Source organism: Sulfoacidibacillus ferrooxidans (assembly GCF_022606465.1).
Taxonomy (GTDB): Bacteria; Bacillota; Bacilli; order Alicyclobacillales; family SLC66; genus Sulfoacidibacillus; species Sulfoacidibacillus ferrooxidans.
Genome location: NZ_JALBUF010000085.1, coordinates 1 through 468 on the forward strand (window position 1 = coordinate 1; position 468 = coordinate 468).

Below are 468 nucleotides of genomic sequence, written 5' to 3' on the forward strand. Positions count from 1 at the left end.
GCTTTTCCACCGCCGGCGGTACGCGCTGGGTGGAGAAGCTGAGCACGGCGGTGCCGTCGAGCTGCAGGTCGATGGCACGGTGCCAATGGTCGTTCTCGTCCTCGCGGAACGGCATCAGGTGCTGCACGCCGACCGGTTCGCGATGGCCGCCCACCGGCAGGATGATGGCCTTGTAGCCGCTGCCGTCGCTGTTCAGGTCGAAATGCATCGGCGGCGCGCCTTCGCAGAACTCCAGCGCCGTCGCGGTGCCCGCGTCGGAGAAGATCGGATCGTTGACACTGGCGCCGCGGTCGCCGACCAGCACAAGACCCTTCTTCACCCCGCCGGCGGCAATCAGCGAACCCAGCAGGTTGAGGGCGAACGGATAGGCCGAGCAACCCAGGTTGACGTCGAAGGCCACGGTGGAATGCGGCAGCCCCAGGCGGTCCTGGAGGATGATCGCGGTAGCCGGCGCTAGGTAGTCGGGAG

Annotated in this window: 1 protein-coding gene; it reads right to left on the bottom strand. The window is 67.5% G+C overall.

Annotated elements, in window-relative coordinates; genetic code table 11:
• The coding region (locus MM817_RS16485; RefSeq protein ID WP_473828223.1) for a beta-ketoacyl-[acyl-carrier-protein] synthase family protein at positions 1-468 on the bottom strand (468 nt) is incomplete at both ends.